Annotated in this window: 24 protein-coding genes and 1 pseudogene; 19 read left to right on the forward strand and 6 right to left on the reverse strand. The window is 39.4% G+C overall.

Annotated features, from left to right (window positions below):
- Positions 1 to 301: 301 nt before the first annotated feature.
- The 8 genes and pseudogenes from MSC25_RS11600 to MSC25_RS11635 all read left to right on the forward strand — a co-directional run.
- Positions 302 to 466, forward strand: a pseudogene (locus tag MSC25_RS11600) (transposase); the annotation flags it as partial.
- 90 nt (positions 467 to 556) lie between these two features.
- The gene (locus MSC25_RS11605) at positions 557 to 1,531 is read left to right on the forward strand and encodes a transposase (protein ID WP_248443494.1); all 975 of its coding nucleotides are present in this window, start codon (positions 557 to 559) and stop codon (positions 1,529 to 1,531) included.
- Between the two features lie 276 nt (positions 1,532 to 1,807).
- Positions 1,808 to 2,767, forward strand: a complete 960-nt coding sequence (locus MSC25_RS11610) for an ecdysteroid 22-kinase family protein (protein WP_248443495.1) — start codon at positions 1,808 to 1,810, stop codon at positions 2,765 to 2,767.
- 144 nt (positions 2,768 to 2,911) lie between these two features.
- Complete coding sequence (gene upp / locus MSC25_RS11615; RefSeq protein WP_004586497.1) at positions 2,912 to 3,544, forward strand: uracil phosphoribosyltransferase; 633 nt, start codon at positions 2,912 to 2,914, stop codon at positions 3,542 to 3,544.
- A gap of 9 nt (positions 3,545 to 3,553) precedes the next feature.
- On the forward strand, positions 3,554 to 4,792 hold the full coding sequence (locus MSC25_RS11620) for a uracil-xanthine permease family protein (RefSeq protein WP_054981874.1): 1,239 nt from the start codon (positions 3,554 to 3,556) through the stop codon (positions 4,790 to 4,792).
- Between the two features lie 136 nt (positions 4,793 to 4,928).
- Positions 4,929 to 6,674, forward strand: a complete 1,746-nt coding sequence (locus MSC25_RS11625) for an HAD-IIB family hydrolase (protein WP_248443496.1) — start codon at positions 4,929 to 4,931, stop codon at positions 6,672 to 6,674.
- Positions 6,667 to 7,890 (forward strand): hypothetical protein, encoded by a 1,224-nt coding sequence (locus MSC25_RS11630; protein WP_029771978.1) that lies wholly within the window; start codon positions 6,667 to 6,669, stop codon positions 7,888 to 7,890. Before MSC25_RS11625 ends, MSC25_RS11630 begins: the two co-directional genes overlap by 8 nt.
- 24 nt (positions 7,891 to 7,914) lie before the next feature.
- Positions 7,915 to 9,693: a sugar phosphorylase gene (locus MSC25_RS11635; protein WP_248443497.1), complete on the forward strand. Its 1,779-nt coding sequence runs from the start codon at positions 7,915 to 7,917 to the stop codon at positions 9,691 to 9,693.
- Between the two features lie 105 nt (positions 9,694 to 9,798).
- Here the strand turns inward: MSC25_RS11635 and MSC25_RS11640 are convergent, their stop codons facing one another.
- A complete protein-coding gene (locus MSC25_RS11640; RefSeq protein WP_248443498.1) occupies positions 9,799 to 12,645 on the reverse strand; it encodes a TonB-dependent receptor in 2,847 nt (948 codons plus the stop codon).
- Between the two features lie 614 nt (positions 12,646 to 13,259).
- On the opposite strand from MSC25_RS11640, the gene MSC25_RS11645 reads away from it, so the two are divergent.
- Together MSC25_RS11645 and MSC25_RS11650 are read left to right on the forward strand one after the other, a co-directional pair.
- A complete protein-coding gene (locus MSC25_RS11645; RefSeq protein WP_024031804.1) occupies positions 13,260 to 13,649 on the forward strand; it encodes a cytochrome b562 in 390 nt (129 codons plus the stop codon).
- 200 nt (positions 13,650 to 13,849) lie between these two features.
- Positions 13,850 to 14,236: an OsmC family protein gene (locus tag MSC25_RS11650; RefSeq protein WP_004586490.1), complete on the forward strand. Its 387-nt coding sequence runs from the start codon at positions 13,850 to 13,852 to the stop codon at positions 14,234 to 14,236.
- 51 nt (positions 14,237 to 14,287) lie between these two features.
- Here the strand turns inward: MSC25_RS11650 and ykgO are convergent, their stop codons facing one another.
- The gene (ykgO, locus tag MSC25_RS11655) at positions 14,288 to 14,422 is read right to left on the reverse strand and encodes a type B 50S ribosomal protein L36 (RefSeq protein ID WP_004586489.1); all 135 of its coding nucleotides are present in this window, start codon (positions 14,420 to 14,422) and stop codon (positions 14,288 to 14,290) included.
- Entirely contained in the window at positions 14,422 to 14,685 is a 264-nt protein-coding gene (locus MSC25_RS11660) for a type B 50S ribosomal protein L31 (RefSeq protein ID WP_004586488.1), read from the reverse strand. Before MSC25_RS11660 ends, ykgO begins: the two co-directional genes overlap by 1 nt.
- Before the next feature lie 224 nt (positions 14,686 to 14,909).
- Here MSC25_RS11660 and MSC25_RS11665 point away from each other — a divergent pair, with 224 nt between their 5' ends.
- Positions 14,910 to 15,176: a hypothetical protein gene (locus tag MSC25_RS11665; RefSeq protein WP_024031803.1), complete on the forward strand. Its 267-nt coding sequence runs from the start codon at positions 14,910 to 14,912 to the stop codon at positions 15,174 to 15,176.
- 189 nt (positions 15,177 to 15,365) lie between these two features.
- Here the strand turns inward: MSC25_RS11665 and MSC25_RS11670 are convergent, their stop codons facing one another.
- Positions 15,366 to 16,409: a metal-dependent hydrolase gene (locus MSC25_RS11670; RefSeq protein WP_248443499.1), complete on the reverse strand. Its 1,044-nt coding sequence runs from the start codon at positions 16,407 to 16,409 to the stop codon at positions 15,366 to 15,368.
- Between the two features lie 249 nt (positions 16,410 to 16,658).
- Positions 16,659 to 17,546, reverse strand: coding sequence for a LysR family transcriptional regulator (locus MSC25_RS11675; RefSeq protein ID WP_248443500.1), 888 nt, complete (start codon positions 17,544 to 17,546; stop codon positions 16,659 to 16,661).
- Positions 17,547 to 17,660: 114 nt separating this feature from the next.
- Here MSC25_RS11675 and MSC25_RS11680 point away from each other — a divergent pair, with 114 nt between their 5' ends.
- The 3 genes from MSC25_RS11680 (at position 17,661) to MSC25_RS11690 (ending at position 20,157) form a co-directional block, all read left to right on the forward strand.
- Positions 17,661 to 18,833: an MFS transporter gene (locus MSC25_RS11680; RefSeq protein WP_248443501.1), complete on the forward strand. Its 1,173-nt coding sequence runs from the start codon at positions 17,661 to 17,663 to the stop codon at positions 18,831 to 18,833.
- 155 nt (positions 18,834 to 18,988) lie between these two features.
- The gene (gene dkgB, locus MSC25_RS11685; RefSeq protein ID WP_004586484.1) at positions 18,989 to 19,804 is read left to right on the forward strand and encodes a 2,5-didehydrogluconate reductase DkgB; all 816 of its coding nucleotides are present in this window, start codon (positions 18,989 to 18,991) and stop codon (positions 19,802 to 19,804) included.
- A 65-nt stretch (positions 19,805 to 19,869) separates the two neighbouring features.
- Entirely contained in the window at positions 19,870 to 20,157 is a 288-nt protein-coding gene (locus MSC25_RS11690; RefSeq protein WP_248443503.1) for a putative quinol monooxygenase, read from the forward strand.
- A gap of 116 nt (positions 20,158 to 20,273) precedes the next feature.
- Here MSC25_RS11690 and MSC25_RS11695 read toward each other — a convergent pair whose 3' ends face one another.
- Positions 20,274 to 20,927: a DUF6058 family natural product biosynthesis protein gene (locus tag MSC25_RS11695; protein ID WP_024031799.1), complete on the reverse strand. Its 654-nt coding sequence runs from the start codon at positions 20,925 to 20,927 to the stop codon at positions 20,274 to 20,276.
- 172 nt (positions 20,928 to 21,099) lie between these two features.
- Between MSC25_RS11695 and dapA the strand changes: the two genes are divergently transcribed.
- The 5 genes from dapA (at position 21,100) to MSC25_RS11720 (ending at position 24,132) form a co-directional block, all read left to right on the forward strand.
- Positions 21,100 to 22,017 (forward strand): 4-hydroxy-tetrahydrodipicolinate synthase, encoded by a 918-nt coding sequence (dapA, locus tag MSC25_RS11700; RefSeq protein ID WP_029771987.1) that lies wholly within the window; start codon positions 21,100 to 21,102, stop codon positions 22,015 to 22,017.
- 119 nt (positions 22,018 to 22,136) lie between these two features.
- Positions 22,137 to 22,832 carry a beta-ketoacyl synthase chain length factor gene (locus MSC25_RS11705; protein WP_095206597.1) on the forward strand — a complete coding sequence of 232 codons (696 nt, stop codon included), beginning with the start codon at positions 22,137 to 22,139 and terminating at the stop codon, positions 22,830 to 22,832.
- Positions 22,825 to 23,610 (forward strand): lysophospholipid acyltransferase family protein, encoded by a 786-nt coding sequence (locus MSC25_RS11710; RefSeq protein WP_248443506.1) that lies wholly within the window; start codon positions 22,825 to 22,827, stop codon positions 23,608 to 23,610. The genes MSC25_RS11705 and MSC25_RS11710 overlap by 8 nt, the downstream gene beginning before the upstream one ends.
- Positions 23,607 to 23,864, forward strand: a complete 258-nt coding sequence (locus MSC25_RS11715; RefSeq protein WP_004586478.1) for a phosphopantetheine-binding protein — start codon at positions 23,607 to 23,609, stop codon at positions 23,862 to 23,864. The genes MSC25_RS11710 and MSC25_RS11715 overlap by 4 nt, the downstream gene beginning before the upstream one ends.
- 22 nt (positions 23,865 to 23,886) lie before the next feature.
- Positions 23,887 to 24,132, forward strand: a complete 246-nt coding sequence (locus tag MSC25_RS11720) for an acyl carrier protein (protein WP_004586477.1) — start codon at positions 23,887 to 23,889, stop codon at positions 24,130 to 24,132.
- The last annotated feature ends 7 nt before the right edge of the window (positions 24,133 to 24,139 follow it).

The raw sequence follows: 24,139 nt of genomic DNA on the forward strand, positions 1-24,139 counted from the left end.
TGAATATTGGGTACCCATGGCACACCTCCTGAACTTATAGTTTAGTAAAGGTGGTGCACTTCGACCTTGAATCTGGCAATTAGAGGCTAGCTTTTATTTAGTGTAAAAAACAAGCAGAGTGTCATATGGCAATTGCAAGAAAGAATAATAAACTAGACACCCATCTTAAATTTTGCACTTAACGCAATTAAAGGCTAGCTTTTATTTAGAGAATAATAAACTAGACACCCATCTTAAATTTTGCACTTAACGCAATTAAAGGCTAGCTTTTATTTAGTGCGAAAAATAAGCAGAGTGTCTTATGGCAATTGCAAGAAAGCGACAAGTAAGTTTGGTTGATACAAAATACTATCATTGTGTTTCACGGTGTGTTCGTCGTGCATTTTTATGTGGCGAAGACCGTTTCACTGGTCAATGTTACGAGCATCGACGAGGATGGGTTGAAGATAAGCTGGGTGAATTAGCTAGTAATAAACTAGACACCCATCTTAAATTTTGCACTTAACGCAATTAAAGGCTAGCTTTTATTTAGTGCGAAAAATAAGCAGAGTGTCTTATGGCAATTGCAAGAAAGCGACAAGTAAGTTTGGTTGATACAAAATACTATCATTGTGTTTCACGGTGTGTTCGTCGTGCATTTTTATGTGGCGAAGACCGTTTCACTGGTCAATGTTACGAGCATCGACGAGGATGGGTTGAAGATAAGCTGGGTGAATTAGCTAGGGTATTTTGTATTGATGTGTGCGCTTATGCCGTAATGAGCAATCACACCCATTTAGTACTGTATGTAGATGATAAAAAAGCAAATAGGCTGAATGATAAAGCGATTGTTATTCGCTGGCATAAACTCTGTAAAGGCACATTGTTAACGCAAAAATACATACAAGGCGAGAAGCTAAGTAAAGTTGAACTCATCTTTTTCAATCAAACGGTAAAACAATACCGAGAACGTTTAGCAAGTATCAGCTGGTTTATGCGCCTATTAAATGAAAATATAGCGCGTAGAGCAAATAAAGAAGATAACTGCACAGGGAGGTTCTGGGAAGGTAGATTCAAATCACAAGCACTCCTTGATGAAGCAGCACTTGCAGCGTGTATGGCCTATGTAGATTTAAACCCCATTAGAGCCAAGATGGCTAACACGCCAGAAGAGTCAGACCATACCAGCGCTCAAGTACGCTTAATATGTGCAAAAGAAGGCAAGCAGCCAAAGCAACTACTTCGCTTTGTAGGCATGCCACGTCAAGTAATGCCTAAAGGGCTGCCGTTTGAGCTTAAATCGTACCTTGAACTCGTTGAGCTAACAGGGCGAGTAATGCGAGAGGATAAGCACGGGCATATAGATAATATGACCCTTCCTTTGTTAGAAAGGCTTAATATATCATCAGAAAACTGGTTAAAACTCACCACACAATTTACGCGCATATTTCATGGTGCAGTGGGCAGGCCAGCCTCACAAGAAGGGTATTGCGAAAACTTAAACCGAAAGCGGCGAGCGAATATCAGTAACTGCGCAAAGTTATTCGCTTAGAGCCAAATCACTTTTTGAGCACTCCAACTACATAATGTAGGTTTTTTTGTGGCTGGCATTTGAGGTTTATTTAGTAATACCTCTATTTTAAAACTCAAATTATTTTTGGACAGTTAAAAAACATAAATTCATTAGGTAACTTTAACTTTTTGTAATTCACTTTGTAGAAATTAAAGTGGGTGTCACTTTAAAAAGAAAGGGGCTATGGATGCTATCGTTTTATTAAAAATACCTTCTAATGTTAAACTATAAAAAACTTAATGACTTAATATAGCTATGGCATTTTATCTTCCTCTTTTACAGCCTCATTTTAAACACATTGAAATGGGCGATACGCTAACATCGCTTTGGAGCGGGTGTGGCAGTATTGTCGAGTGCATGCTTGATGCCGAGCCATGTGTTATTAAAGCGATTAAAATACCAAGCTACATAAACCATCCAAAAATTAAGCAAAGCGAATTTGCATTAAAGAGAAAGCAGCAGTCTTATAAAGTTGAATATAATTTTTATAGGTTATACAGCGCGTACTTACCGACAAGCGCTAAAAGTATTACCTGTATTAATGCAATTAATGATGGTGATGATTATGCGTTAGTATTTAAAAACTTTACTCAATATGGTTTTGCTCAAGCAAGCTCCCAGCATATAAAGGCAATACTAAACTGGTTAGCATCTTTTCATGCCTTTAATTTAAATAAGCCTGCAAAGGGCTTATGGCAAGAAGGGAACTATTGGCATTTGAGCACACGGCCAGATGAGTTTAATAAGTTAAAACAAAGCGCTGACGAAAAGTCCGATATTAAAAATGCGGCTCATAAAATTGATAAAACACTGCAAGCATCACCCTACAAAACCTTGATACATGGCGATGCTAAACTTGCCAATTTTGCTGCAAATGAGCAAAGTGAAATTCTCGCTTATGACTTTCAGTATGTTGGGGCTGGGGTAGGGATTTGCGATGTAATGTATTTTATGACCAGCTGCTTAAACGACGAGCAGTTACATACCTGCGCCGATGAGTATTTACGTTACTACTTTAGCCAATTAAAAAATGCGCTTTTAGTGAATCAACCGCAAATAAATGCTGATGACGTGATTGCAAAGTGGCATGTATTATGGCCATTAGCTTGGGCCGATTTTTATCGTTTTTTAGCGGGTTGGAGCCCAACTCATTTTAAAATAAATAGCTACATGATGGCGCAAGTAAATATAACGTTATCGGATAACAATTTATAAACATAAAGTAGTGTGTCGCTTGCATAAATATCAAGCAAATCAATACATTTTGGCACGATCTATGAAAACTTATTTAAAATTGCAGGTCAAATGACCTTTTTTAATATAAAATACCGCCAATTCTAGTATCAGTAGGTTTTTATCATGTCAATTCACGTAATTTCACACCCTCTAGTTCAACACAAATTAGGCTTAATGCGCGCTCACGGTATAAGTACTAAAAGCTTTCGTGAATTATGCTCTGAGGTAGGTACCTTATTAACCTACGAAGCAACTAAAAACCTACAGTTAGAAGATAACGAAATTACTGGCTGGGACGGCAACAAATTAAAAGTAGAGCACATTAAAGGCAAAAAAATTACTGTTGTGCCTATTTTACGCGCAGGCCTTGGCATGATGGATGGCGTAATGTCATTACTCCCAGCGGCTAAGGTAAGTGTAGTGGGCCTTGAGCGTAACGAAGAAACGCTTGAGCCAGTACCTTACTTTGAAAAGTTAGTAGGCAATATTGATGAGCGCTTAAGCTTAGTTATAGACCCAATGCTTGCAACTGGCGGCTCAATGATTGCTACAATTGATATGCTTAAAAAAGCCGGCTGTAAAGACATTAAAGTAATTGTACTGGTTGCTGCACCTGAGGGTGTTGAAAAAACATTAGCCGCTCACCCTGATATTGAGATTTTTACTGCCTCAGTTGATAGCCATTTAAATGAAAAGGGTTACATTATCCCAGGGCTTGGTGATGCAGGTGACAAAATTTTCGGTACGGTTTACTAAGGTTTAACCGTGCAAAATAATTCTACATTTTCTATAAAAACCATTTTAACCGGCGCCCAAATGTTGTTTGTAGCATTTGGTGCGTTAGTGTTAGTGCCTTTATTAACGGGGCTTGACCCAAGTGTCGCTTTGTTTACAGCGGGTATAGGTACTTTATTATTTCAGGTGGTTACGAAAGGCAAGGTGCCTATATTTTTAGCGTCATCATTTGCGTTTATTGCGCCTATTATTGCCTCAGTACAAATGTGGGGCGTACCAGCCACCATGGGTGGTTTAATGGCTGCGGGCTGTGCTTATATGCTGTTAGCGCTATTGGTTAAATTTAAAGGGGTGGCAACACTTCATAAAATTTTGCCGCCTGTGGTTGTAGGCCCCGTTATTATGGTGATTGGTTTAGCCCTTGCACCGGTTGCGGTAAATATGGCAATGGGTAAAAGTGGCGACGGCAGTATTGAACTTATTGCTTACGATAAAGCCATTATTATTTCGCTGTTTTCTCTTGTTGTAACACTTATTTTTGCTGTGTGGGGCAAAGGTGTATATAAGCTGATCCCTATATTAGCCGGTGTTATATCGGGTTATGTTTTATCACTGGTAATGGGTGTGGTTGAATTTGGTAGCGTAAACGAAGCGAGCTGGTTGGCTGTACCAAACTTCACATGGCCCGAATTTAAGTGGCAAGCAATTCTCTTTATGGTGCCTGTTGCCATTGCACCTGCTATTGAGCATATTGGCGATATGATGGCTATTAGCCAAGTAACCAATAAAGACTTTTTAAAAAAACCAGGCTTACATCGCACCTTATTTGGTGATGGCTTAGCCACTGCCGCTGCCTCTTTATTTGGTGGTCCGCCAAACACTACTTACTCTGAAGTAACTGGCGCAGTGATGCTTACCAAAAACTTTAACCCTAAAGTAATGATGTGGACTGCCATAATTGCTGTGGTACTGGCCTTTGTGGCAAAAATGGGCGCTGGTTTACAAACTATTCCTGTACCTGTGATGGGCGGCATAATGATTTTGTTATTTGGCTCAATTGCGGTAGTGGGCTTAAATACGTTGGTTAAATCTGGGGATGACTTAACTGCACCCCGTAATTTAAGTATTGTGGCACTTATATTAGTATGCGGTATTGGCGGTATGCACATTGGGGGCAGCCAATTTAGCTTAGAAGGGGTTAGCTTGTGCGCCATTTTAGGTATTGTGCTTAACTTAGTATTGCCAAAAGCCGAACCAGAAACTGATTAATTTTGCACTGTATGTAAAATTTACGCACCAAAATAGCGCATGCTAATTGCGCTATTTTTGTAAGTCACTAATAATTAAATAAAAATAATAGTGGTCTAGTACCTGCATTTGTTACTTCATAATATAAGGAGTTACTATGTCAGAGGCCAGTATTGTGGATATAACCCCATTTTTAGCAAAGCACCAATTGCCTTTAAAGTATCAGTACCTTAGTGAGCAATTTTTTATCCCGCTTGCACACGATATTCTAGAATCAAAAAAAAATAACACCCCCATTTTTGTCGCCATAAATGGTTGCCAAGGTTCAGGAAAAACCACCCTCGCAGATTTTTTAGTTACTTGGTTTAGTAACAACACGCCGTTTACCAGTGTCGCACTTTCTATTGACGATTTTTACTTATCTAAAGCACACCGCCAAGGACTTGCCAAAGACGTACACCCATTATTTGCCACCCGCGGTGTGCCTGGCACCCACGATGTAGGGTTAATGAATACCACCATAAGCCGGTTACTTGCAAAAGAGGTTGGCGTACCTTTGCCTAAATTTGACAAGCATCACGACGATTGCAGCCCCGAGCAAACATGGCAATGTAACAATAAACCCATTGATATTATTATTTTAGAAGGCTGGTGCGTAGGCAGTGAGCCACAACCGTTATTTTCTTTAAGTGAGCCTATAAACGAGTTAGAAACACAGCACGATAAAGAATGCGTGTGGCGTCGTTGTGTAAACAGTTGCCTAGCAAATGAATACAAAAGTGTGTTTAGTAAAATAGGTTACACGGTGATGCTCAAAGCGCCGAGCTTTGAAGATGTATTCAAGTGGCGACAAGAGCAAGAACAAAAGCTTATTGCCGCTAAAGGCGAGGGCGGTGGCACCATGAATGATGAGCAACTGGTGCACTTTATTTCTCATTTTGAGCGTATTACTCGCGAAAACTTAAACACCCTAAGCGCTAAAGCTAACGCCCTTATAGAGCTTGATAGTAATCGCGATATTAGTGCTATGCACTTAACCAGCGACAATACGCTGCAACCTATTATATTTACCGACTTAGATGGCACGTTACTCGATCACGCCGATTACAACACTAAAAATATCAGTAGCTTGCTGCAAGACTTACAAGCAGCCCACATTCCTGTGGTGTTTAATACGAGTAAAACATTTTGCGAAGTGGTTGAACTTAAAAACGAGCTTAATATTCAACAGCCTTTTATTGTTGAAAATGGCGCGGCGGCTTATTTACCCGTAGATTATTTTGAGCTTAAACCCATTGGCTGCACGCAAGTAGGGGCGTATTGGTGTTATGCATTTGCATCACCCTTATCTAACTTACTTAGTGATTTAGACTCCTTAAGCAGCGAATATAAATCGCATTATAAGTTATTTAGTGATTTGTCGAGCGAGCAAATATCATCCCTCACCGGGCTTGATGAAGCGCATGCAAGGCGCGCTCAAACACGCGATTTTTCAGACCCACTTTATTGGCACGGAAGCGATGAATTACTTAATGCGTTTGTAAACGATGTTAAAGCACTCGGCTACGAAATAAAAATAGGCGGGCGGTTTATACATATTGCTAAAAACACCGATAAAAGCGCTGCACAGCAGTGGTTAGTTAAACAAATTTCACAACATTTTAGAAAGCCTCTCACGGTAATTGCACTAGGTGATAGTGACAACGATAAGCAGATGCTAGAGCAAGCTGATATCGCCATTATCATACATAACCCAAGCAGTAAAAAGCCGGTTAAGTTAACACATAACAAGGCGCGTTATTCGCAATCGCCCGCTCCACTGGGTTGGATTGAAGAAATAACCACATTGCCTTGTATTAGCAGCATTTTAAATACTATTGAGGAGCGAAAATCACATGGCTGATTTTTATCAAAATGGCATCATCACAACCTTACATAACATCGCCGATAGACCGGTAGAAGCGCTTGAAGAAGAGCTAATTAGTTTTAGTAAGCAACGTCCAATGGGGTTAATACTCCCTTCGTTGTTTAGTGAGCTTGAAGGCCCAGCGCTGCAAAACATTGTAAAAGAACTCAGAGAGGTTCCTTATTTATCGCAAATTACCATAGGTTTAGACAGGGCAGACGAGTCACAATACCGCCATGCTTTAGGCTTTTTTAAAGAGCTTAACCAAAACCACAAAGTGCTTTGGAACGATGGTCCTCGTTTGCAAGCGCTTGATAAAGAATTACAAGAGCTAGGCGTTGCACCGCGTGAGCTTGGTAAAGGCAGAAACGTGTGGTATTGCATGGGTTATAAATTGGCCACCTCAGAGGTAGAGTCGATAGCACTGCACGACTGCGATATTTTAACTTACGACAGAGGTTTGTTAGCGCGCTTAATTTACCCTGTAGCGCACCCGCGTTTTAATTATGAATTCTGTAAAGGCTTTTACCCACGTACTGCAAACGGCAAAATTAATGGCCGAGTATCGCGCTTATTAGTAACGCCGTTATTACGCTCGTTCAAAACTATTTTAGGCAATACCGACTACCTTGAGTACATGGATACCTTTAGATACCCGTTAGCAGGGGAGTTTTCGTTTAGACGTGATGTGCTAAACGATATTCGTATTCCGAGTGATTGGGGTCTTGAAATTGGCGTACTCAGTGAAATGTACCGTAATTATTCGCATAATCGCTTATGCCAAGTGGATATTGCTGATAACTACGATCATAAGCATCAGGAACTTTCTCTTGATGACCAAAACGCCGGTTTATCTAAAATGTCGATAGATATAACCAAGGCACTATTTAGAAAATTAGCCACACAAGGGGTTACTTTTACCAGCGAAACAATTCGTTCTTTAAAAGCAACTTACTACCGTATTGGTTTAGACTTTATAGAAACGTATCATAACGATGCACTGATGAATGGTTTAACCTTAGATGTGCACCAAGAAGAAAAAGCCGTAGAAATGTTTGCCAAAAATGTCATGGAAGCAGGTCAGCACTTTTTAGATAACCCAATGGAAGCGCCATTTGTGCCAAGTTGGAACCGTGTTGTATCAGCAATGCCAGATGTTTTTGAGCGCTTAAGAGAAGCGGTTGATCTTGATAATAAAGAATTTAGTGAATAAATAAAACAATAATAAGGGGCGCGTGTGAATACAGTAAGTGAATTATTTTTACAGCGGGTAGAGCAACATCTACATATTATTTATAAAGATGTTGAACTGCCCTTAAGTATTACAGAGCTGGCTGAGCAGCTTATAACTATAATTTTAGGCGACAGCCCGCTGCGCGACCCTACACCCCATACTAACCGTTGGGACGAGCAAGATATTATATTAATAGCCTATGGCGACTCTATTATTAAGCACGATGAGGGAGATCAAGCTGTTGCAAAACCTGTAGAAGCACCGCTTAAAACCTTGCACCGGTTTATAAAAGAGCAGTGCGATATGCAGCTTAATGCTTTGCATATATTGCCATTTTACCCGTATAGCTCTGATGAAGGCTTTGCGGTAATGAACTACGTGCAAGTAAATGAATCGCTAGGGGATTGGCAAGACATAAAAAATATTGCCAAAGATGTAAAGCTAATGGCAGATTTAGTGATTAATCACTGCTCTAGCCGAAGTGTATGGTTTGAAAACTTTTTAAACGATTTAGACCCCGGCAAAGATTACTTTAAAACAGCAAGTTTAACCGATGATTTATCTAATGTAGTACGCCCACGTACGTCACCGCTATTAAATACGGTGACCACACCAAGCGGCGAAAAACATGTATGGTGTACGTTTAGCCACGACCAAGTTGATTTTGATTTTGGTAACCCGGAAGTTTTAAAAGAATTTATAAGCATTATTCGCCATTATTTAGATAACGGCGTACGTTTGTTTAGGCTAGATGCGGTTGCATTTTTATGGAAGCAGCTCAATACAAATTGCATTAATTTACCGCAAACGCATGAAGCAGTTAGGCTTATTCGCACCCTAATAGAGCATACTGAGCCAAGCGTTGTCATAATTACCGAAACAAACATACCAAACCAAGAAAACCTCTCTTACTTTGGTAACGCTAACGAAGCCCACAGTATTTATAACTTTGCCTTACCGCCCTTATTACTGCATACATTACTCAGTGGAGATAGCACAGCCATTAAGCATTGGATGATGAGTATGCCGCCTGCGCAAAACGGCACCACATACTTTAACTTTATTGCCTCGCACGATGGCATTGGGCTTAGGCCAATAGAAGGCTTGTTACAACCAAGCGAAGTAGCGTCATTGGTGAGTACGTCTATGCAGTTTGGCGGGCGTGTATCAATGCGCACCAGTAACGATGGTACGCACACACCGTATGAACTAAATATTGCACTTTTTGATGCATTACAAGGCACGCACAATGGGCAAGATAAGTTTGGCCTTGAGCGATTTATGTGTGCACACGCCATTATGTTTGCGCTTGAAGGGATCCCAGGGCTTTATATTCATAGCTTGCTTGGCACAACGAACGATTACGAACGCTTTGAAAACTCACAGCATAACCGTGCAATTAACCGTCATCGTTGGCAAGAGTCAAAACTATTATCGGCTTTAGGTGATAAATATAGCCATCATCACAAAGTGTTTAATGGTATTAAGCATTTATTAGGTATTCGAAAAAAACAAAGTGCATTTCATCCTAATGCCACGCAATTTACGCTGCACTTAGCGGGGGGGTTATTTGGTTTTTGGCGGCAAAGTATAGACAGGCGCCAAAGTATATTTTGCGTTTATAACATAAGTGATAAACCACAAGTACTTACCCTTGCAGATTTAAATTTAATTAACACCCAGCAGTGGTTTGATTTAGTGGCTAATCAAACAATTACCGAGGATCAACTCACTATAGAGCTAGAGCCATATCAAAGTGTATGGTTAAGTAATATTAAATAAAGTGCAGTAATACCAATTTGTAAAATAGCTCACTTAATTAAGCGCATTGGTATAAAAAGGCTCGCAGTGCGAGCCTTTAACTTAATTAATAAACGTTGTTACTAATTATAAGCTGTAGCTTAAGTTAATGTAGCCAAAGCGGCCAATGTTATCGTAACTTGCGCTGTTTTCGCCTGTCCCGCGTGTACCGTACGGAAGTTTACGATTAAATAGGTTATCAACACCTACTTTAACGCCTAAGCCGCTATCGAAGTTGTAACCCACTGTCATATCGGTAATAAAGTATTTACCGTAAGACATTTGGTTACTTGGGTTCGAGTTACTCGCAAGCTCTACATTTGTGTATAAATCAACTTCGCTGATAAAGCGTGTTTCAACCGTTGAATAAAAGTTATCCATTGCATAGCTAACCGACAGGTTAGTCTGCCATTTCGCTTCGCCGGTTGTACCTGCGTACTCAATATATGAACTAGGATCATCTTGGAACGGGTAATCTTTACGTTCAATTAAGTAAGTACCAATTAAACGTGTTTTAAAGCTACCTTCTAGCGCATCAAAGTCATAGCCTAGTTCAAAATCAACACCAGACGCCTTTTGACCAGCTACGTTAAGCACTGAGTTTTGAATCAGCGAAATTTCACCACTGGCATTACGTGTAATTAAATTACAGTACTGATTGTCTATACCTGTTGTGCTATCAACACAGCGGTCAAGTATTTCTTGCGCGTCGATTGTGTCAATTGCATTTTCTAGATCAATTTCCCAGTAATCTATAGTAAGCACAGCGTTTTCTAAAAACTCTGGTTGATAAACAATACCAACCGTTGTACTTGTAGACTCTTCACCTTTAACATCACGGTTACCGCTTGTTAAGCCATCTAAAGAGGCTGAGTCGTAACCTGAGTTAAAGTCACTTGCAACACCTAATGCAGCACAGTTTGCAGTGCGTGTTGCTGCATTTGATAAATTAGCTATGTTTTCAGCGCGGCACGGGTCTTCTACGTTGTAGAAAGTTTGGCTTGCTGCACCAAATACTTCACTTATGTTAGGCGCACGAAGTGCTGCAGATTGCGTTACACGCACACGTAGTTCATCGTTAACAGTCCAATCAAGGCCTAGTTTCCAGCTAGTTGCTTCGCCAATTGTGCTGTAATCAGCATGACGTACTGCGGTATCAAATACTAAATCTTGAATAAGCGGTAAGTCAGTTAAAATAGGCATAGTTGCTTCAAAAAATACTTCACGCACATTAAACGAGCCTTTATCTTCGCCTAAAGCGTTAAAAAATGTACCTTCTGCGTTATCTGGCTCTTTTGTTTCGCTTTCTTCTTTACGGTATTCAGCACCAAACGCAACACCTACATAACCTGCTGGTAATTCAAAAATAGCGCCATTGGCAAGTGAACCAGAAACCACGGTTTGCTTAATAGTTGACGTACCTACAGATACCGTATTTATGTAATCAATCGCTTGTTGAGATGGTGCGCCAAAACCCATAATGTTAACCGGTACACAGCCATCAGCTTGTGCTGCAGCGCTGCGACATACGATGTTGCCATCTGCATCTTCAACGGCATCAAGGGCATTAAAGTAGTTGGCTAAAATCATATTAGCGCCATTTTCGCGCTCTAAGTCAGTTTGACCATACACAACTGATGTATCTAATTCCCAATCTTCAAACACAGTCCCTTTTAAGCCTGTAACAAAACGGGTTGTTTCACGGGTATTATTTTCAACGCGGCGGCCAAGGTCACTCATCATGCGGTTAATCATGATTGAATCAACGCCTTCCTCTTGCATACGCGCTTTGATATCTGGGTCTAGGTAAGGGTTATTAATTTTAATGCTGTTGTCGCTGTCAAAAAAGAAAAACGCAGGTTGACCTATGCTTTCGCCTTGGCTGTTTACGTATTTTGCATCAAAGTAGACGTTTAAATCGTCGGTAACATCGTAGTTAACTTTAAAGTTTACGTTGTAACGCTCAAACTCAGGTTGTATTTCCTCAAATTGGCCTAGGTTAAAAAAGTCACATTCTGCACATGAATATGGATCTGCGTTATTGCCTATGTATAAGTCACGAGCACTGCTATCCGGGTTAAAGCTATTAATAAATTTACTTGGATCTTCAAGTGCATAAACACCTGCATCATTGATGGCGAAATAACCCGCATTAGGTGTTAAAATTTTATCTGGAAAGTCAGCACTATTTTTGTTCTCATCCGTTTGGGCTTGGTTAGGTAAGCTGCTAAAAGATGTGCTAGTCCAAGGGTGGTCAAGTGCATTTAATGAATCTTGGCCTGAGTACTCAATAGCAAAAGCGGCATTACCACGGTCGTTATCAAAATTAGAGCCGTACGAGAACGTAGCTTTTTCGTTGTTGTAGCTGTTTAAATCGGCAAAACCACGGGTAACGCTAAAATCCATACCTTCAATGTTGTCTTTTAAAATAAAGTTGACAACACCTGTAACCGCATCAGCACCGTATACAGCTGATGCACCACCAGTAATGATTTCTACTCGCTCAACCCAGACGCTCGGAATAGTATTTGTATCAACAGCTTGAGAGCCCGCTGAGCTAGATACGTGGCGTTTACCGTTTACAAGTACTAAGGTACGGTCGGTACCCATGTTACGTAAATCAAGAATGTTTAAACCAGCAGTACCAATAAAGCGGCCTGAGTTAGCCATTGAATATGTATTGCCAAGTGCTGGTAAGTTGTTTAGCGCTTCACCAATGTTTACAGCGCCAGTATTAATTAGCTGCTCGCCGCTTATAACTGTTACTGGTGCCGGTGCAATAGCGCCTTCACGTAAAATACGCGAACCCGTTACTTCAACGCGTTCAATTTTTGTCGCTTGCTCATCTTGTGCAAGCACAGAATTACTCGCTGTTGCAGCAGCAGTAATCAATGCACATTTAATGCTAGTAGAAAGTAAATTATGACGTTTCATGTGTTTCCCAAAGGAGATTTTATAATAATTAAATACATTAACTTTTAGCTAAATACACAGTGCATTTAGCCTAAGCCCTATAACTTTTGTTATAGGGCCGGCGATTATTGCATGCGTATTATTTTATTAAAAGCAACTAAAATAAGCCTAAAGCACTAACATGAAATAAGTTACAGGTGAGTTGTTGTTAAATTAACAATAAAGCGAGGTGATGTTAGGAGTATAAGTTTTATGGGTGTTTACGCTTTGCTTATTAATTGCTGTCAATTAATTTACATTGGAATTGAACTGATAATATTAAAGAGTTTATTTTGAGCGTCTTGATTTGGTAATGGCTTAAATATAACCATTGAGTGTATTTTAACCTTTAAATGGGGTGCTCTAATTATAGGCGGATTTGTAAGGTTTATGTGTTTAATTTAACTTGTTAAATGAGTCAACTTTTGAGAAATAGTAAGAATAAAAATTAAATTTGAAAATTTTTCACTATAACACTTGCCGTATCACAATTTTTGTAAAGCCCCTTTACAGTTATCTAGCATCCTATGCACCTTGAGTTACTTTATTACGTAAACTTGATACACTTATACTGTTTTTTATAAATAGGTTTTACCATGAAGTTTTTAGTTTTAATTTTTACTTTTGTATTTAGTACTGCGGCCATTTCAGAGCAAGAAGTTGATCTCGAAGTTAATATGAAAAATACAGGCCTTGCTTATAAAAATGCGGTGCAAGCAGTAGGTATAGGTGGCTTTAATACCGCCATAGATAAGTTTATTACTTTGGTTGAAACCAGTAAAAAAGCGACCTTTCATAAAGAAGCACAAATGTCGCTACAAGGGCTAGATAAAGTTATTGCGCAAGCAAAGTTGGCAAAAAAATTAGCGAATGAGCGCGGGCTTGATGCAGCAAAGCCAGCCCTTAAAAATATAGATGATTTACGCAAGAAGTATCATGAGTTGCACGAGCCTCCGGGTTTTTTTGACTTATTGTTTGGTAATTAACCTCAGCTTTTTTGTAAATTAATGTCGAGCAGTTATTTCAGCGCTACATATGCTAACTTTTTCGCTATAGCGCATTATTGATGCACAGATTTGTGATGTTTTAATAAAATGTATAGCTGCAGATTAAAAAGTTTGAATGCTCATTTTTCAATATTTTAGTAAAGCTCTTATCTAGGGTGCAGATTAATTAAGGAATAGTAATGGAAATTTCAGTGTCATTGTTAGAGGGTCAAAAACAAAGTGCAAAATTTGGAGACCTTGAAGTAATAAGCGATCAAAGTATTAATGCTGGTGGCGGTGCCGAACACCCAGAACCGTTTGACTACTTTTTAGTAAGCATGGTGCTATGTGCTGGGTTTTATGCACGTAAATTTTGTGAGCAACGCGATATCTCTACACAAGGGATGACGCTTACACAAAATAATGAAAACGTAGATGAAGAAGGTAAAAAATTATTTTCTATCGAAATTAATTTACCAGATGGCTTTCCTCAAAAATATAAAAAAGCACTTATTGCTGCGGTTAATACGTGTACTGTTAAAAAAGTGATTCAGGCCCAACCTGAGTTTTCTGTAGTTGTTAAATAAAAAATACGGGTAAACATGGTTCGTTTACCCGTACACTTCACGGAATTAGTGTTATTTTTTCTTCATTCCTTGTACTGCTTTAAAACGAGGATTGTCTTTACATATTACAAAAACACGTCCTTTTCGCTTCACTATTTGACATCCTGGTCGTTGCTTAGCGCTTTTAAGCGAGCTTAATACTTTCATTACTCACCTTTTTTGGCAGTAGATAAGTTTTTAAAGCGACGGTTAAACTGCGCGACACGGCCGTCACTAGCCACTGTTTTTTGCTTACCAGTATAAAATGGGTGCGAGTCGCTAGACACATCAATAGGCACATACGGATACGTTTTCCCTTCAAGCTCAATAGTGCGGTCTGTTTTAATGGTTGAGCCAATAATGAAGTAGCTATCGGCAGCTGTATCGTGAAAAGCAACCACGTTGTAATCTGGATGGATATTAGGTTTCATAATACGCCTCAAGTTGTTATGTGATAATATAACTATAGGTTATCGCGTTTACGGCATTTGTGCAAATGATTTTTACTCTCATTTACTGGTATTTTTGCTGGCTAATTGCGCAAACAATTCAAAAAATAACCACTTAAACCAAAAATACTGGCTATTAGTTTTTAGGCTGTTATAACTATATAAAAAGTGTTAACAAGAAAATTTTTACGGTTTAGAGGTAAGCTATGAGCGACGCAGCACAACAAGAACAAATAGACCAAGGGGTGATGGAAACCCTTAGAGAGCGCGATCACACAGTCTTATCTGAGCAAATTAATCCAATAGACTGTACACACAACGATATTATTGAGCTATTAGCACAATATATGGCGTTAAGTGAGCAAGATAACGACGAACTATTTGACGATTGGTTTGATAATCTAAATAAAGAACAGCACACTGTTTTAAAAGTGTTTGAGGTATACCGCGGACAATACGAGCACCAAAATTAATACTTAGGCGCAGGTGAAACGCTCACTTAGCTGCGCCTTATTAATTAACCACCAACCTGAGCTTTGGATAATAAAATTATCTCAAGCTGCTAATTTGTTTTGTTTTCACTTAAATTTTTTAGCTAGCGAAAGCAAACTTAAATATTTTAACGCCAGCTCAGATTAATGAATGCAATTATAATCAGAGTGTTAAGGCGTTTTCATACAGTTTTTGTCTGCATAGGGCGGGGCTAAACTGACATCAGGGTTCCAAATTCTACCCCACACTTTACTTAGGCTACTTAAATTTGAGCGCTGATTTAGTTTTTCAAAGTTGCTTACCTGCACTCCTTTGTTAGTTTTTTCGCCAACTGCAAAATTAAATACGTAATAACACTCCATGCCCATACGTAAGTCAGATAAAACAATTTTATTTTGCTGCTCTTTCACGCTATAAAAACCTTTAGTAAACCACTGCAAACGTTTTATGCCCCATTCATTTTTAATATCGTTTAGCAAAGCGGGGCTTGTGTTATAGCGGTTTATTGTAACCTCTTCAGGGGAGTCAAATACCGAGGCATAACTTATGTAATATTGCCCATCAGACATCGCTACAACTCGCCATAGCAAGGTCGTAAGTGGGGCGGGGGTGCTTACATAGTTATTAATGTGTATGTGTTTATGTGCAAACGCGGCGTCTATTTTATTGTTAATTATTACTTTTAAAATAAGAGAGCTACATAAATAAAGGCTACTGAGCACAAGCATAGCGGCGTTAATTTTATAAATGCGCGGTGTATGTATTTTAGGTATTAAAGTGCACAGAAAGGCCAACAATAACGGCAAGGTGTACAGGGGGTCGATTATAAATATATTTGAAATAGCAAAAGGGTGCTCGCTAAGCGGCCAGATTAATTGCGTACCATATACTGTAAAGCTATCGAGTAATGCATGGGTCGATAAACATAAAAATACCAGCCAAAACCAGCGGGCTTTATGTATTTGCATACCGGAGTGTATTTTTAAAATAAGCCAAACAATAAGGGGACTAATTAATAAGTGCACAATAAACGAATGGCTAAAACCGCGATGATAAGTAAATGCCTCCACTGGCCCGCCATAAGGAATAAAAACATCTAAGTCGGGTAAAGTACCTAAAGCAGCACCCCATAAAGCGGCTTTTCGGCCAATTTTATTACCTAATACGGCGTAACCTACTGCGCTACCTAAAACTACCTGCGTTAACGAGTCCATTTTATTCCTTTTTATTTAGGGAGTTAGTTATACTGCCCTTGGGCTTAAAACCAATCCACAATAATACTTAATCATATTGCGGGGCTAAACGTGTCGCTACCTGCGTTAAAAAATTTTAATTTACGATTATAAGGATGCAGGAGCAATTGCTGAGAACAACGAAATAGCCAATTTTTTGCCTAGCTATCAACACGTTTTCCCAGCCTCAATATAGATTACTTAATTAAGCGTTTGGTATAAAAACGTCACTTACAATTTCAGCAGTGGTTTTATAAAGTCTAAAAAGGCCATTATACGCGACGATACAGCACTGTTTTTGTAATACACCGCTTGCACAATTTCGCGGTTGTTTGGCGTGCTAATACTCCCTGGCAGTATTTCTATTAGCTTGCCTGATTTTAAATCACCACCAATCATAAAGTGCGAAAGCAGCGCCACCCCTTGGTTTGCCAAGCATAGCTGGCGTACAGTCTCGCCGCTACTGGCGGTTAAGCCAAAATTTAAAGCTGTGGGCGATTTTAGCGGCCAGTTATTAAGTTTGGGCGAGTCGGTAAAACCAATGAGTTTATGCTGGTTTAAGTCGCTGGTGTGCGAAATAGTCGGTGTATGTTTAAGGTAACTAGGGCTTGCAACTAAATGCAATTTACTTACGCCGAGCTTTTTTGCATGTAGGTTGGAGTCTTTTAACTCGCCTATACGAATTGCTAAGTCGGTTTTATGTTCGAGCAAGTCAATAATGCTGTCGTGGGAGGTTATATCAAGCGTAATGTGGGGGTATTGCTTATTAAATTCAGCAATTAAAGGTACTAATTGGTGTAGTACAAAGGGGCTGGCTGCATCAATACGTAATTTTCCACTAGGGGCTTGTTTTAAAAGCTTTATTGCTTCTTCGCCGGTTTGTAAAGTGTTTAAGCCATCGCGAGCATATTTAATAAAGGTATGGCCCTCTTCGGTTAGTTCTAATCGGCGAGTGGTCCTATTTAGTAATGTACATTGTAACGTGTTTTCAAGGCGAGACACGGCCCGCGACACTTTTGCTACTTGCTGATCAAGCAAATTAGCTGCTGCTGAAAAACTTCCGCTATCTACTACCGTTAAAAACATTTCTAAGTCTTCGGTTTTTGCATGCTGAGCCATACGTGAGCACCTTACTTTTGCATTAATTACAAAAGTATTTTGTCACTAATGCTATTTTTTGCAAACACATTTTTAGTCAAACTGTAAGTCTTAACTAATAATGAGGATTTAATTATGCCATTGGCTTTGTGGGCGCTCACCTTAAGCGCATTTGCAATAGGAACAACCGAGTTCGTAATAGTGGGATTAGTGCCTACTATTGCAAACGATTTAGGCGTAAGCCTACCTTCAGCTGGTTTGCTAGTTAGTTTATATGCAGTAGGGGTTGCCATTGGTGCACCAGTACTGACCGCACTAACTGGGCGTTGGAACCGTAAAATTGTACTAATAAGCTTAATGGGCTTATTTGTTTTAGGTAACTTACTTGCATGGCAAGCGCCTAGTTACGAAACACTAATACTAGCGCGTATTTTAACAGGCTTGGCTCACGGGGTGTTTTTCTCAATTGGCTCAATGATTGCCACAAGCTTAGTAAGTAAAGATAAAGAAGCCAGTGCTATTGCTATTATGTTTACCGGACTTACTGTAGCGCTAGTGACGGGTGTGCCACTAGGCACTTGGATTGGCCAACACTTTGGCTGGCGAGCAACGTTTTTAGTGGTGTCGGTACTGGGTTTAATCGCTTTAATTGGCAGCGCTATTTTAGTACCAAAAAACTTAAAACAGTCTATTCCGGCAACGTTTAAAGAGCAGCTTCAGGTTATTGTTAAGCCGCGCTTATTACTCGTATATTTAATGACAATTTTAGGTTACGGCGGCACGTTCACTGCGTTTACTTACTTAGCACCTATTTTAGAGCAAGAAACAGGTTTTGCTCCTTCAGCGATTGGTTTAATTATGCTGGTTTACGGTGTATCGGTAGCCATTGGTAATATTTGGGGCGGAAAACTGGCTGATAAACGCGGCCCAATTAGCGCACTGAGTATTATATTTAGCGCGCTGACAATTATTTTATTGGCTTTTACTTTTACGATGGAGTCAAAAGTAGCGGCCGTACTGACTATTTTAGTATGGGGTGCATTTGCGTTTGGTAACGTACCGGGCTTACAGCTTTATGTCGTAAAGCAGGCGCAAAAGCACACTCCTAACGCGGTAGATGTCGCATCGGGCTTAAACATAGCAGCGTTTAATATTGGTATCGCACTGGGCTCAATTATTGGTGGCAGTGTAGTAGAGGGTATGACACTTCAAGATACCGCTTGGATTGGCGCAGCAATTTGTGCTCTAGCATTAGTAGTAACTCGTTACAGTGGCATGCTTGATAAGCGAGAAGTCAAACAAGCATAAAGTATTCTGCTAAGGTTGAAACTTAAATTTATGACCTCATTACCTGTATTGAGGTCATAAATTTTTAGGTGACAACACAAAAGAAGTAAAAGGTGTATTTCGTAAAACTTTAAACAGTTTGTATTTTTAACCGATTATTTTATAAGGATAGAGCCATGACACAACGTGTAATAGAAATGCCAGATTTAGGCATGGGAACATTCCGTTTAGAAGGCGATACCGCCTACAATTCAGTAAAAATGGCGTTAGAAGTGGGGTTTCGTCACATTGATACTGCGCAAATTTATGGTAACGAAGAGCAAGTAGGCCAAGCCATAAAAGATAGTAACATTCCGCGCAGCGAAATATTTTTAACCACCAAAGTGTGGAACAACAAGCTTAACAAAACTGACTTTATTGCCAGCGTTGAAAAGTCACTTGAGAAATTACAAGTAGACTCTGTCGATCTACTGCTTATTCATTGGCCTGCTCCTTCAAATGATGAACCAATGAGTGAGTACCTAACGGAGCTTTTAAAAGCTAAGCAGCTTGGTTTAACAAAACATATTGGCGTATCTAATTTTACTATTGCCAACTTAAACGAAGCAATGCAAACACTTGATTCGCGTGAAATATTTACTAACCAAGTTGAGGTGCATCCGTATTTAACCAATACTAAGCTACGCGCTTTTTGTGCCCAGCACGACATTCACGTTACAGCGTATATGCCATTTGTAGTTGGTAAAGTACTTAAAGATCAAACTATTATTGATATTGCTAATAAGCATGAGGCATCGCCAGCGCAAGTAGTTATTGCATGGATTAATGCCAACGGCATGACCACTATTCCATCGTCAACTAAGCGTAAAAACTTAGAAGATAACTTTAATGACCATGTTAAATTAGATGCTGAAGACATTGCTCGTATTGACGGACTTGATTGTGGCGACCGCCAAGCAACGCCTGATTTTGCGCCGCAGTGGGATCAGTAATAAAATACGCAAAACAACATTAGGTGTAGCAAAGCTGCACCTTTATTTTTTTAAAAGGACTCCGTATGTTAACGGTAATTGCCACTATAGCGAGCAAAAATATCGACGCAGAGGTTGTTTTAACTGCGCTCGAAAATCTGCAAAAGTATTCACGTCAAGAAGTGGGTTGTTTGCGTTATGAGTTGTCGGTTAAACGTGACTCAGACAATACCGAGTACCTTGTAAGTGAGCAATGGGCGTCGCAAGAACACTTTGAAGCTCATAAACAAGAGCCTCACTACAAAGCATTTGGTACCCAAGTTACCGGGCTTGTAACAAGCAGTAATATTGATGTGTACAGCACCATCGGCTAGTAAAAAGCACTCTTAATATTAGTTAATTAGTAAAATTCAGTGGCGGCGTAAACATACATCGCCATTTGCGTTACTTAGTCTTTTAAATACCCACCTCGTATTAAAACCTCCGCCTTTTATTTAATCGATAAATCGTACTTTAAAATAAGTGCATCTATGTAACGGGCACGTAATGTGTGTTGTTTTTCGTGATCGGCGCCGTGGCCTAATGCTTTATTGAGTAATTTCATCGCGGGGTGAAGCTGCGTACGCTCTTGTTGATTTAAACTTCCTTTAGTGCGCAATTCAGTAATATCGTCTACCAGCAAGCGGCCTATATCCACACATACTATTTCGTCAATTAAACCGTTTTGTGTCAGTACGCCGTATTTGCTGCATAAAAACTGTTGCCACACTTGCTGTAAATGCTCGTCTATTTCGCAGCCAAATAATTCTTCATTAAAAATAAAACCTTGCTGGGCAAGTTTACTCAGGCTTGCCGTGTACTGCTGCGCAAAGTAATTAAAGGCATTGCTTGAGGATTCAATTTTTTGTTTTATTAGCCCTTGCCCCCAATTTACACAGCCGCGCGGGTAATAGTCATCGTACTCTTCACATTCATACAAACCAGAGTACGAGCTGCAACTTAATTGGCTTTTTATACAATAACTTGGTTTAGGAAAAATACTTTGCTGCTGCCATGTATCTAGTTGCTCGGCATCAATATTTAAAGCATGGCAAAGCTCATCGGTGTTATAAAAATGAGTGGCTAAGTAGTCAGATAAACGCATAATGGCTCGCTTAAAGTTAAAAACACAAATACTGTTTAAATGTACAGTGTTTGTATTTTGTATTATCAAACTAAATAACACAAGCCATTTTACGTTTATTATTCGCTTAGGCCTGCAAAAATGCGTGCAAGTATGTTACAAATAGCGCAAGTTTTATAAATAATGAATTTTTATGCGCACCCTAGAACAAATTAAACAAGCAAGCTTAATTACCGCCATTAAAACCCCATACTTAGCGAATGGTGAAATAGATTTAGCAAAGTACGATGAACTCGTTGAAATACAAATTGCAGCGGGTGTAGATGGCATTGTGGTTGGTGGTACAACCGGCGAAGGCCAGCTAATGAACTGGGAAGAGCATTTAATGCTTATCGCGCACAGTGCAAATAAATATGGCGATAAGCTCGTGATTGTAGGGAATACGGGTAGCAATAATACCCGCGAAGCTATTAAAGCCACTAAATATGGCTTTGCAAGTGGTATGCATGCCGCGCTGCAAATTAACCCATATTATGGCCGCACTTCTATTGCTGGTGTTAACGAGCACTTTAAACGTGTACTGGATATTGGCCCTGCGTTTATTTACAACGTAGCAGGGCGCACAGGGCAAGATTTAACCCCTGATATTATTGAGCCATTAGCAAAACACCCTAATTTAATTGGTGTAAAAGAATGTGGTGGTAACGAGCGTATTGCCCATTACGAACAGCAAGGCATTGCGTGTTGGTCAGGTAACGATGACGAAGCACACGATGCACGTCACACGCACAATGCACACGGTGTTATATCGGTCACATCTAATCTTATACCAGGGTTGTTCCGCCAGTTAATGGATACTAAAAATGATGCGTTAAATACCTCATTACAACCTTTAATGAACTGGCTATTCTGCGAGCCAAACCCGATTGCAATAAACACCGCAATGATGATGACAGGCGCGGTAAATCCCGTATTTAGATTACCGTATGTGCCACTGAGCGATGAGCAACAAGCACAAGGCGAGGCCTTAATAAACGCGCTTAACGTTGATGATATTGTGGGCAATAAAGCTAAGTGTATAAAACAAAGTGATATTGCTTTGCTTTCTTAGGTTATATGAGCCAGCGCTGAACAGTTAGTAAGTGCTGGCATTTATTTAATGAATATTTTACTTTTATTGCTAATATCGGTAAAATTCTCGCCCCCTTACTTACTAAATAACGTTTATTTGTGAAATTTGTTGTTGAACAACTCGCTACATGGATTAAGCCTGAACAGCGACAAAGCCCCTCTGAAAATTGGTACGACTCATCACCAATTACATTAAGTTGGGTACCTGCAATGCAGCGCAGAAGAATGACACCATTTGTAAAAATGGTTTTACATACTGCGCACCAGGTTACAAATGATAAAGGGTATGAAAACATGCCTGTTATTTTTTCATCACGCCATGGCGATTTCCATAAAACAGCTAATTTATTAGGAGAGCTTGGTGAGAAACAACCTCTATCTCCGACAGGCTTTGGTTTAAGTGTGCACAACGCTGCGATTGGTATGTATAGCATTATTAGCGGTAACACCCAACCTATGAACGCTATCGCAGCGGGTAAGGATAGCTTTGCTTGCGCTTTGATTGAAGCATATATAAAGTTGGTTGAGTATAAACAACCACATATATTACTTGTGCATACAGATGAGTCACTCCCAGAGCCGTACACAACATTTGTTGATGAGGCACAAATAACACATTCTATTGCGTTAGTTATACGTTTAGCTACAGAAAAAGAAGCTCATTTTAGTTTAACTAAACAAGCCACTAACAATAGCGAACAAACAACTACTCCTTTAAGTTTAGAGCTTGCTAAAGCAATGTTTAACAAACAAAGCGCCAGTGCTAATGGTTGGTTGTTAACACACTATGCTTAATACAATAATAAGAGTAATAGGCCTTGTTTGGCGCATTATAGCCACTGGCCTTTGTTTTAGTGTATTTGGTTTGGGTGGGCTATTTTTAGCCTTACTACTATTCCCCGTTCAACGTTTATTTCAACGCTGTCCTGTAAAGCAAAAAGAAGATGCGCGTACGGTAGTGCATTATAGCTTTAAATTTTTTGTCGCTTTAATGCATTATACTGGCGCTATCCGTTTTCATATTAAAGATAAAGCCCATTTAGCTAATTTGAAAGGCGAGCTTGTTTTGGCTAATCACCCATCACTTATTGATGTTGTGGTACTTATATCGGTTATTAAAAATGTTGATTGCGTTGTAAAAGCACACCTTTTTAAAAACCCTTTTATGCGTGGTGTGATAAAAAGTACAGGTTATATAAGCAATGAAGACCCGCAAGAATTATTAAAAGAATGCGAGCAAACACTAAAAAGAGGGAATAACTTAATTGTTTTTCCTGAGGGAACACGTTCAGTACCTCATAATTCGCTTAAATTTAAAAGAGGGGCTGCAAATATAGCCCTTAGATGTCATGCCCCTATAACCACCGTATTGATTAAAATGAAACCTAATACGTTAACTAAAGGGACGCCTTGGTACAAAGTAGCCCCATACCAAGCGCATTTTTCTATGCAACTAGCACCACATACTTTCAAAAGCGATATTATTTATACAAGCGACGTACCTGCAATACAGTCCCGCCAGCTTACGAAAGGCTTACAACAATACTTTACAAAAGAGCTTAGCTATATATGAGTGAATTAAAACAACAAATTAAACAATTGATTATTTCGAGCCTAGATCTTGAAGATATGACCACTGCCGATATAAAAGACGACGAGCCTTTATTTGTAGATGGTTTAGGGCTAGATAGCATTGATGCGCTAGAGCTCGGGCTTGCTATCAAAAAAGAATTTGACGTAAAAATTGATGCAAATTCAGAACAAACTAAAGCGCATTTTGCGAGTGTTAACTCTTTAGCGCAATTTATAGAACAATCACGTACTTAATTAACACACACTAGGAATAATAATGAAAACCGCTGCTGAAATTTATGATGTATTACACGGCATTTTAGAAAATGAATTTGAAATAGATGCTGAAGATATCTCTTTAGAAGCTAACCTGTACGAAGATTTAGACTTAGACAGTATTGACGCTGTAGATTTAGTTGTTAAGTTACGTGAAATTACAGGTAAGAAAATTGAGCCTGACGCATTTAAACAAGTTCGCACTGTGCAAGATGTTGTATCTGAAATAGAAAAGCTCGTTAAATAAGCATGTT

Source organism: Pseudoalteromonas sp. 1CM17D, from assembly GCF_023161805.1.
In the GTDB taxonomy this organism is placed as follows: domain Bacteria; phylum Pseudomonadota; class Gammaproteobacteria; order Enterobacterales; family Alteromonadaceae; genus Pseudoalteromonas; species Pseudoalteromonas atlantica.

Bases quoted from the DNA above. Each gene is read 5' to 3' on its own strand.
- MSC25_RS11715 (WP_004586478.1), top strand. From the start codon at position 23,607: ATGAGTGAATTAAAACAACAAATTAAACAATTGATTATTTCGAGCCTA.
- MSC25_RS11625 (WP_248443496.1), top strand. From the start codon at position 4,929: ATGTCAGAGGCCAGTATTGTGGATATAACCCCATTTTTAGCAAAGCAC.
- MSC25_RS11675 (WP_248443500.1), bottom strand. From the start codon at position 17,546: ATGGCTCAGCATGCAAAAACCGAAGACTTAGAAATGTTTTTAACGGTA.
- MSC25_RS11710 (WP_248443506.1), top strand. From the start codon at position 22,825: ATGCTTAATACAATAATAAGAGTAATAGGCCTTGTTTGGCGCATTATA.
- MSC25_RS11630 (WP_029771978.1), top strand. From the start codon at position 6,667: ATGGCTGATTTTTATCAAAATGGCATCATCACAACCTTACATAACATC.
- dapA (WP_029771987.1), top strand. From the start codon at position 21,100: ATGCGCACCCTAGAACAAATTAAACAAGCAAGCTTAATTACCGCCATT.
- upp (WP_004586497.1), top strand. From the start codon at position 2,912: ATGTCAATTCACGTAATTTCACACCCTCTAGTTCAACACAAATTAGGC.
- MSC25_RS11645 (WP_024031804.1), top strand. From the start codon at position 13,260: ATGAAGTTTTTAGTTTTAATTTTTACTTTTGTATTTAGTACTGCGGCC.
- MSC25_RS11640 (WP_248443498.1), bottom strand. From the start codon at position 12,645: ATGAAACGTCATAATTTACTTTCTACTAGCATTAAATGTGCATTGATT.
- MSC25_RS11610 (WP_248443495.1), top strand. From the start codon at position 1,808: ATGGCATTTTATCTTCCTCTTTTACAGCCTCATTTTAAACACATTGAA.
- MSC25_RS11690 (WP_248443503.1), top strand. From the start codon at position 19,870: ATGTTAACGGTAATTGCCACTATAGCGAGCAAAAATATCGACGCAGAG.
- MSC25_RS11605 (WP_248443494.1), top strand. From the start codon at position 557: ATGGCAATTGCAAGAAAGCGACAAGTAAGTTTGGTTGATACAAAATAC.
- MSC25_RS11680 (WP_248443501.1), top strand. From the start codon at position 17,661: ATGCCATTGGCTTTGTGGGCGCTCACCTTAAGCGCATTTGCAATAGGA.
- MSC25_RS11720 (WP_004586477.1), top strand. From the start codon at position 23,887: ATGAAAACCGCTGCTGAAATTTATGATGTATTACACGGCATTTTAGAA.
- ykgO (WP_004586489.1), bottom strand. From the start codon at position 14,422: ATGAAAGTATTAAGCTCGCTTAAAAGCGCTAAGCAACGACCAGGATGT.
- MSC25_RS11670 (WP_248443499.1), bottom strand. From the start codon at position 16,409: ATGGACTCGTTAACGCAGGTAGTTTTAGGTAGCGCAGTAGGTTACGCC.
- dkgB (WP_004586484.1), top strand. From the start codon at position 18,989: ATGACACAACGTGTAATAGAAATGCCAGATTTAGGCATGGGAACATTC.
- MSC25_RS11665 (WP_024031803.1), top strand. From the start codon at position 14,910: ATGAGCGACGCAGCACAACAAGAACAAATAGACCAAGGGGTGATGGAA.
- MSC25_RS11660 (WP_004586488.1), bottom strand. From the start codon at position 14,685: ATGAAACCTAATATCCATCCAGATTACAACGTGGTTGCTTTTCACGAT.
- MSC25_RS11650 (WP_004586490.1), top strand. From the start codon at position 13,850: ATGGAAATTTCAGTGTCATTGTTAGAGGGTCAAAAACAAAGTGCAAAA.
- MSC25_RS11695 (WP_024031799.1), bottom strand. From the start codon at position 20,927: ATGCGTTTATCTGACTACTTAGCCACTCATTTTTATAACACCGATGAG.